This window comes from Calothrix rhizosoleniae SC01 (genome assembly GCF_900185595.1).
GTDB classification, from domain to species: domain Bacteria; phylum Cyanobacteriota; class Cyanobacteriia; order Cyanobacteriales; family Nostocaceae; genus Calothrix_A; species Calothrix_A rhizosoleniae.
Genome location: NZ_FYBH01000109.1, coordinates 1 through 8,688, shown reverse-complemented (window position 1 = coordinate 8,688; position 8,688 = coordinate 1). Strand labels below are relative to the sequence as shown.

The 8,688-nt window shown below is 36.6% G+C and carries 6 protein-coding genes; 3 read left to right on the top strand and 3 right to left on the bottom strand.

Annotated elements, in window-relative coordinates; genetic code table 11:
* Nucleotides 1-261 precede the first annotated feature (261 nt).
* The 3 genes from CALSC_RS06185 to CALSC_RS06175 all read left to right on the top strand — a co-directional run bounded on the left by CALSC_RS06185 (nt 262) and on the right by CALSC_RS06175 (nt 4,879).
* Nucleotides 262-1,590, top strand: a complete 1,329-nt coding sequence (locus CALSC_RS06185) for a class I SAM-dependent methyltransferase (RefSeq protein ID WP_088240518.1) — start codon at nt 262-264, stop codon at nt 1,588-1,590.
* 116 nt (nt 1,591-1,706) lie between these two features.
* Complete coding sequence (locus CALSC_RS06180) at nt 1,707-2,231, top strand: type IV pilin-like G/H family protein (protein ID WP_088240517.1); 525 nt, start codon at nt 1,707-1,709, stop codon at nt 2,229-2,231.
* A gap of 449 nt (nt 2,232-2,680) precedes the next feature.
* On the top strand, nt 2,681-4,879 hold the full coding sequence (locus tag CALSC_RS06175) for an O-linked N-acetylglucosamine transferase, SPINDLY family protein (protein ID WP_088240516.1): 2,199 nt from the start codon (nt 2,681-2,683) through the stop codon (nt 4,877-4,879).
* Nucleotides 4,880-5,054: 175 nt separating this feature from the next.
* Here the strand turns inward: CALSC_RS06175 and CALSC_RS27290 are convergent, their stop codons facing one another.
* The 3 genes from CALSC_RS27290 to CALSC_RS06160 form a co-directional block, all read right to left on the bottom strand.
* Nucleotides 5,055-5,777, bottom strand: coding sequence for a peptidoglycan-binding domain-containing protein (locus tag CALSC_RS27290; RefSeq protein ID WP_235006700.1), 723 nt, complete (start codon nt 5,775-5,777; stop codon nt 5,055-5,057).
* Nucleotides 5,778-6,434: 657 nt separating this feature from the next.
* Nucleotides 6,435-7,529: a calcium/proton exchanger gene (cax, locus tag CALSC_RS06165; RefSeq protein ID WP_088240515.1), complete on the bottom strand. Its 1,095-nt coding sequence runs from the start codon at nt 7,527-7,529 to the stop codon at nt 6,435-6,437.
* Between the two features lie 673 nt (nt 7,530-8,202).
* The coding region (locus CALSC_RS06160; protein ID WP_235006699.1) for a hypothetical protein at nt 8,203-8,688 on the bottom strand (486 nt) is incomplete at its 5' end.

Genomic DNA, 8,688 nt, shown 5'->3' with positions numbered 1-8,688 from the left:
TGAAAAGTAGGGGCTAAATATTGTCTATTGCGTATTGGGCAATACGCAACAGACAACCTCTGAAGTAATGTTTTAATACCAATTTCATTTAGCTAGGCTACACTTGCAAAAATTCATACAGAATATGATTCTATTCTTGACGCATTATCTGTAGCTTGAATTTAGGAAATTGGTATAAATTTTCGCGTTTCAGACTAAAGAATTATTTAGAGATTGCTGTAAGCAACACCCAGACAAAAATTAGTATCAGGAGATATGTAAATGGCAAGTGCAACATTTGAGTTACTAGAGAAAATTCGCCAACAATTTGATAGTTGTCCTTATCCTAGAATTACTGTAGACAAATCACCTAACAAGAACACAAAAGAGCTTTATATCCATAATTTGCTCACTTCTTACTATTTAAGATATCAAAAAGTTACAGATACTAAAGGTAAAGTTATTTTAGATGCTGGGTGTGGTACTGGCTGGAAATCCCTTGTATTAGCAGAAGCGAATCCGGGAGCAAAAATTGTTGGAGTCGATATATCAGAACAGTCTATTAATTTAGCACGACAACGTTTGGCATATCACGGATTTGATAATACGGAATTTCATGTTTTGTCAGTTGAGGATTTACCTCAGCTAGATTACCAATTTGACTATATTAATTGTGATGAACTGCTGTATCTGTTTCCTGAACCTGCTGAAGCTTTACAAGCAATGAAAGCAGTATTAAAACCAGATGGTATAATTCGCAGCAACTTGCATAGCTCCATACAGAGATTCAATTATTTCCGTGCTCAAAAAGTATTTACAATAATGGGTTTGATGGATGAAAACCCCACGGAATTAGAAATGGACATTGTTATCGAGTTTATGAAAGCTTTGAAGGATAATATTAATCTCAAGGCTGAAACTTGGACTTCTAATTACGAAGGAGAAGACAAGCAGCAAAATATTTTAATGAATTACTTATTCCAAGGAGATAAAGGGTACACCATTACTGATATGTTCACAGCTTTAAGAAAGGCTGATCTAGAGTTTATCAGTATGGTTAACTGGCGACAGTGGAATTTGATGGATTTATTTAAAGAACCAGATAATTTACCTGTCTTTCTAGCAATGAGCTTACCAGAAATTTCTATAGAAGAGCAGTTACAGCTGGTTGAGCTACTACATCCCATTCATCGTCTGCTAGACTTTTGGTGTGGTCATCCTCAGGAATCACAGACTTTTGTACCATTGACAGAATGGACCGACTCTAATTGGCAACTGGCAAAAGTACATCTGCATCCGCAGTTAAAAACCCCTAAGTTCAAAGAAGAACTCATTCATTATATCAGAACTCACACTACTTTCCCCATAAGTAACTATCTATCCCAAACTGAGCAATTGATCTGGGTAGATAGCTCAATGGCTATTTGCTTAATACCTTTATTAGATGGACCTCAGCCCATAAAGTCTTTGATTGAGCGTTGGAAACAATGTAGACCAATAGATCCTATAACTTTAGAGCCTACAGATGAAAGAGAAGGCTTTAATTTGATCAAACAAATGCTGCTGAACTTAGAGAATTGCGATTTCCTGATGGTAGAACGTCAATCTTAATGACTTGAGTCACTATGCAAAAGAGAAAAAATTTTCTAGGGGTGATATGTTCCCTATAGAAAGTGGGTAAGTTACATCTAGAACACAATAACAAACCTTCTTCAGGAAAAATACTTATGAAATCTGAACTAAAAGCTAAGTTTTTGAGCCACATCCTCAGCAAGAAGAAAGAAAACGAAGGTTTCACCTTAATCGAATTATTAGTTGTAATTATTATTATCGGTATTCTGTCTGCGATCGCTCTACCTTCCTTTTTGAACCAAGCAGCAAAAGCTAAACAGTCTGAAGCTAAAACCTACGTTGGTTCAGTCAACAGAGCACAACAGTCTTACCGGATTGAAAATACATCATTTGCTGGTGATATTGACTCTCTGCAAATTGGTATTCCTACTGATACTGATTTTTATTCCTATAAGCTCTCTGCTGCGGATGTAACTAGTACCACTATTGTAGCTAATGCTAAAGATTTCAAATCTCTCAAAGGCTTTTCTGGTGGTGTAATTATTCTCGACAGTGGGCAAACTGCAGCTATTGCGTGCCAAACAAAAGCAGTACAAGGATCTAATGCCGATCCTGCTATACCTACCTTAACTACTTCTTCAACTACTTGTGGTACTGGTACCCTAGAAAATATGAAATAAAGTTTAATTATTTGTGATTAAAAATGCTAGATGAATTAAAGCACATCTGGTATTTTTTTATACAGGATCCTAATTGATTTTTGAAATATACGTAGGGTGTATTGTCGCGGAGCGCAACGCACCATCATGTCAGGCTTTGATGCGTTAAGACTTACGTCTTTAGCGAAGCCATGCCCGAAGGGCTATACACACCCTACAAATACCTAATTTTTTCAATCTTTAAAGCGGATGCCTATATGATTTGATAAAACTTTTTAGGGGTCAACTACTTTGACCTCTAAATTAGCAGCAATTATGCAAAAAGATAATATTCATTCATAGTCAGGATCGCTTATTAGATTCACCAAATTTCCTTCAATCAACTTAAAATTTGCATTCGTTTGTTTTACTTAAGCTCTATTTAAATCTGACTTGCCAATAAACTTCAACGTGGATTTAAGGTTTTAATTATGATTGCCCAATTAGAAAATCAATTTTCTTCAGAGCAAAAGTTGTTAAACATTCAACAGTATGAAAAAAATATTACTGAAAATCCTAGAGAAATTAGTAATTATTGGTATTTAGGATTAGCATTATTATTAGATGGGAGGGAAGAAGAAGCACAAATTACATGGATGACCCCAATTCTTGAATTTGGTGAACAAGAATTAGAGCAATGGCTGCAAGAATTAACGGAAATTTTACTCAATGCTGCTCAACAACAAGAAGCTCATTCTAACTATCAAACAGCTTGGGCAATTCGTCAACACTTGAGAGAATTTTTTCCTTATGATATCAATAATCTTTTAAAAATAATTGATTTAAGTACTAACTTGAATTTTTCTGAAATAGAAAAAAATACCAATCAATTAGTTGAAATTATATCTCAACAAACAGAAACTATTGTTTTTGATGAAAATTTATTAGTTTTAGTGATTGAAAAGTTAGTTTATCCCGACCCGATTAATCCTCCTTCATTTATTAATCAACTAGTTGAAGCATTTATACCTTATTTCTCAACTTGTGAAAATATTATTAAATTACTGACAGGAAAAGCTGAAGCTTATTATCGCTCTTCTCAATATTATGTCGCAATTTATTTGACAAAAATCCTTCTCCATCTAGAACCTAATAATTTGGATTACATTCTGAAAATAATACCTCCATTACAAAAATTAGGAGGAGATTATATTAAAGAATCCATTGATTGGGCAAAAAAATATTTATCACTTACCCAAGAGCCAATCGATAAAATAATTGGTACTCACTATTTACTAGAAGCATTCTTAACTTCTTGTAGTAGTTGGGAAGAATCAGTTATAACTTACCATAAACATAAACTATACTTATCTGCTGTCGTAACAAGTGAAACAAGAAGTAAAAAATTAGCTCAAATTTTACCTGTTGGTTCTTTTCTCTTATACATGGAAGACAATCCGCGAGAAAATCGAGTAATTCGGAATGGACTAGCCACTTTATGTAAAAAAATTATATGGGAAAAATTCCCTGATAATATCAATAGTTATCAAAAAAGGTTTCACTCATTTCGTCCTTCCTTAAGTGAACGTCCCTTAAAAATAGGCTACTTATCAGAATGTTTTCGGACTCATTCTGTTGGTTTCTTAGCTTGGTGGTTATTAAAACATCATAATCGGCAAAAATTTGATATTTATTTATATTCTTTACGAGATAATGCTTACGATCCACAACAACAAGCTTATAAAAGAGAATTTGGCGATCATTATCATCAAGAATGCCTCTCAATGGTAGAAATGGCGGATAAAATTAATCGAGATGAAATAGATATTTTAGTTGATTTAGATAGCTTAACTTCCTATGGTAGTTGTGCTGTCTTAGCCTTCAAACCTGCACCAATTCAAGTTAGCTGGTTAGGTTATGATGCCACTAGTTTTCCAACAGTTGATTATTTTATTGCTGATAAATATGTATTACCAGAATCAGCACAAGATTATTACACTGAAAAGATTTGGCGACTACCTCAAAATTATATTGGAATTGATGGTTTTACTGTAGGAACACCAACTATCAGCAGAGAATCTTTAGATATTCCCAATGATGAGATTATTTACTTTAGTTCCCAAACCGGATTAAAACGTAATCCCCGCAATATCCGGTTACAAATGCAAATTATTAAACAAGTTCCTAATAGTTATTTTCTCCTCAAAAGTCATCGAACTAGTCATCAAGATTTACAAGACTTTATTACCCCACTTGCTGAAGCAGAAGGAGTTGATTTAGAACGCTTAAGGTTTCTACCTTCTGCACCTACAGACATGGAACATCGTGCCAATTTAGCGATCGCTGATATAGTTTTAGATACCTATCCCTATAATGGTGCAACCACAACCCTAGAAACTCTGTGGATGGGTATTCCCTTAGTCACCAGAGTGGGAGAACAATTCGCAGCCCGTAATAGCTATACCATGATGATGAATGTAGGTGTAGAAGAAGGTATAGCTTGGACTGATGAAGAGTATGTAGACTGGGGTGTGCGCTTGGGTAAGGATGAACAATTAAGACAGCAAGTAACTTGGAAGTTACGCCAGTCAAGGCAAACATCACCACTGTGGAATGGGAAGCAATTTGCCCGTGAGATGGAGAATGCTTACCAACAAATGTGGCAAAAATATAACGCTACGCGCAAGTAATAAGTAATAAATAATAAGTAATAAGTGAGCCATTGCGGTGGACAGGTTTCCCGACATAAAGTAACTGCCGTCAAGTGGCGCAACCCAAAGGGTAGAGGGCAGGAGGCAGAAGGGAAGAGCTTTTTAGACAACTTTACTTTTCGTTACATACCTCTGTTCTCTTGCGCCGTTCTACTTAAAATGTCAGTTCTCGCCAAGTATTTTTACCAACTACCCCATCTTCAGCTAGCTTGCTCTGACTTTGAAAGGCTTTTACCGCAGTCTCTGTCAGAGCGCCAAACACCCCATCAACACGCACAGCGTAGCCATTAGATAATAAAATCCTCTGTAATACCTTCACAGAGATACCAGAGTTACCAAAACGTAAAGTTGGTAGAGATTTACTATTTAAATTAGGTGTTAAATTTGAAGATGTAGCTATTAGTATTTGATTATTAGCACGATTTTGAATATTGCAACTAGAAGTTGCAGAAATTTTCATGACTTGTAGCCTTAGCTTTGTTTTCCTAGAGGATAATCGAAGTGGCTGTTGGTAATTTTCTTTACCCTTTACCTCATCTTTAGTCTTATGTGTGCAGGTTGAAAAACTGTCACGGACGTTCTTCGGAAATTGCTTGTATTCATTTACTATGGACGGTAAGTTAGAATTAAGTTTATTTTTTAAACGCTTAAAAGTTTCCTGATCGGATAAAGATAATTCAGCATTTTTAGGAATTAAGGGTTTTTCTAGCTCAGAAAATTCAGGTGGTGTTATTTTGACATCATTCTTTAGTTGGTATAATTGACTGTTCTTACTAACTTGTATAGCAACGATGCGATCGCGTAAAATTTTAGGACGATTGTAGATAGATAGCTCTGGCGAGAGGATGCCTGTCATCAACAAACCAATATCACTCATGGCTTTTTTACTATACTCAACACTATTAATTCATTTCACAGGTAAAATGGCTACTGTTCCGGGATGGTAGAGATATAAAGTGAAAAAACCATCATTTTTGACTGGTAACAGAAACCAAAAAATTTGACACTCTTGGTAGGGGTGTCAGGAAGAGGCAGGGGGCAGGGGAGCAGGCTTCGGCCGTGAGCTCAGCCGAACGGGAGCAAGGGAGAACCCTATACATGAATGTAGGGGATAAATTACAGTTATCATGACGATATGATAGAGGTTACAGACGAAAATGTCCGTAATAATCATATAGTGTAAGATAATTTACCCATAGGCTAGAATTTGTGGTGGAAGAGTAAGAGTCCCACCCATAAATTTGTGAATCTATTTTCTGTTTTGGCTGACGGTTATATGAAATTCGCGTTTAAAGTATCCTGAGTATTTTTCGTTCACTAGGGAATAGAACTATTTATATCATCACACAGTCACCAGGTAAATTTTTCAACTTACTGGGAGTATTTGTATGATAAATGGACTATGTTTTGAAGTAACCATCACATAGCGATGCTCCTAAAGGAAGCCTCCCTAAGAGCGATCGCTCAGATTTATTTAATTGTAAACTGTAATCAAGATATATAACTGTAACAGCAAATACTCATAGGTAGAATACTAACCAATACCGTCAATTATGGGATGGAAGTAAAAAGCAAATCCTAATACCGCATAAGTAGCTAATAGTAATATTCCTTCCAGCCAGTTTGACTTACCATCAGAACTAATCGTATTGGCAATCAACACTGAGACTGCTACAGCAACTAATTCAAATGGGTTGAAATCTAAATCCATTGGCTGATGGAAAAAATAACCTGCAATCACCAATACTGGAGCTACAAACAGAGCGATTTGCATACTCGATCCCACAGCCACAGACAAGGATAAATCCATTTTATCTTTTATGGCTACGGTGACAGCAGTGGCGTGTTCTGCAGCATTACCAATAATAGGGACAATAATTACACCAGTAAATAAAGCCGTCAACTTAAGTTGGGATGTGGCTGATTCTAAAGAATCTACCAATAATTCTGATTCTAGTGCCACTAGTAAAGTACAAGCTAGCAAAACTCCAAACCATAACCAAAGATTGGGTTTATGTTCTGTTTCAGATTCTAATTCCTCCGAACCTGCAACCCCTACATCATAGAGATAGGAATGGGTCTTCATCGAAAAAAACAAAGTTAAAGCGTAAACTAGAATCAGGATGATAGCAACCGCTAGGGAAAGATTTTGTAAAGTTTGTTCACCAATCCCCACAGAAGTAGCATCTACTGCTGTAGGTACGAGAATAGCAATTACAGCTAAATTCATCGCTGCTGAATTCATGCGGGCGGCTACTGGCTGAAATGTCTGCTCTTTGTAGCGCAATCCTCCTAAAAACATAGAAAGACCCATTACCAGTAGTAAATTACTGATAATCGATCCTGTGATACTAGCTTTGACTACATTCACTAAGCCAGCTCTCAGAGCAATGATCGCAATAATCAATTCAGTAGCGTTACCAAAGGTAGCATTTAATAGCCCACCCAAGGAAGGACCCACAACCACAGCAATTTCTTCTGTTGCTGTTCCCATCCAAGCCGCTAAGGGCAAAATCGCTAAACCAGCAGTGATAAAAATGATTAAGTCTTCCCAGTGCATAAATTTAGCTCCTAGGGAAACTGGTATAAAAATTAAGAGTAATAGAAATAGATTATTTTTATTTAACATTTGTGTTGTTGATGACAATTAATGATGTTAGTCAAGGACTTACCTGGGGCAAGAGAATAGCTATAAATACTTAGTCTCAAATCAACAAACTCCATGAGCAAAGTTGAGCAGTGTGAATTCACTCCATTTGCTCAATATATTATTGATTTAGGAACCAGATTCTAGGATACTCCGAACTCTGCTATTTCAGGGCTCCGAGATTCTACTGTGTCTGTCTTTATAATTATTTTTTTATTGGGACTGGCTTAAAAATAGGGGTTGGGGGATAGGGGGAGCAGATTTCAAGGGTAGAGGTTTTTAACATTTCGGTTAAGGTTAGACTTGGAAGATTGTTCAACCGGATGACGCGGGGACACTGGGCTTGGGACACGGAGCGGTATGTGTCCCAAGCCCAGTGTCATCCGGTTAAATACTTCTTTTTGGTCAGCAGTAGGTTTTAGTTTAAATTCATAGGTGAGTGTAAATGTCATTCTCATTACCTCCCACCACATTAGACGAAGTTTTTAACTATCATTAGATAAAAAGTTAAATAAACTGCGCTTAAAAGCGCACTGCGCCACATCCCGTGAAAAGTCAGATTGTAGGATTCGTCCCCTATAATCTGATGTATGCTATTGTCCACAATGGTTTGGAGTTTCGCGCCGGGAACTAGTCTAAACTCCAATTAATTTAGTTATCCACCAAAACCTGTACTTCCTTGTATTTGAGAGGTATCACCTGCTTGAGAGATATTGCTATCCATAGGTCTGAAAGGCTTGATTGTCTGGATATCCACACAGGGGGCACAATCTAACTTAGTTCTCAGTTCAGCACTAAAGGAAACTAGTAAATCTGCAAGAGCTTGACGGTCAGTTAAGCAGGTTTTAATTGACATTAGTTCTCCCAGAGTCCACTCGTAGAGATTTCTATCTGCATTGTTCATAATTACAGTTAGCTCATTCTTGACTCTGATGATTTGATTGAGCAATTCATCCACTTTCACATTGATGATATTGGCAATTAAACTGTTAAATGTCTGTCTACCACCAATGATGTTAATCATTTGATCTACTTGCTGTGTCACCAGACTGATGAATGTGTGATTCCACTCGTTGCGGATGTTCTCAATCTTATTGTCAAGATCTTGGTAGACGTTATTAATCTTAGTGCTAATTGCCGT

What these genes read in the sequence shown, in the direction of transcription:
- CALSC_RS27290 (WP_235006700.1), bottom strand. Translation starts at nt 5,777, where the DNA reads ATGAGTGATATTGGTTTGTTGATGACAGGCATCCTCTCGCCAGAGCTA.
- cax (WP_088240515.1), bottom strand. Translation starts at nt 7,529, where the DNA reads ATGTTAAATAAAAATAATCTATTTCTATTACTCTTAATTTTTATACCA.
- CALSC_RS06175 (WP_088240516.1), top strand. Translation starts at nt 2,681, where the DNA reads ATGATTGCCCAATTAGAAAATCAATTTTCTTCAGAGCAAAAGTTGTTA.
- CALSC_RS06180 (WP_088240517.1), top strand. Translation starts at nt 1,707, where the DNA reads ATGAAATCTGAACTAAAAGCTAAGTTTTTGAGCCACATCCTCAGCAAG.
- CALSC_RS06185 (WP_088240518.1), top strand. Translation starts at nt 262, where the DNA reads ATGGCAAGTGCAACATTTGAGTTACTAGAGAAAATTCGCCAACAATTT.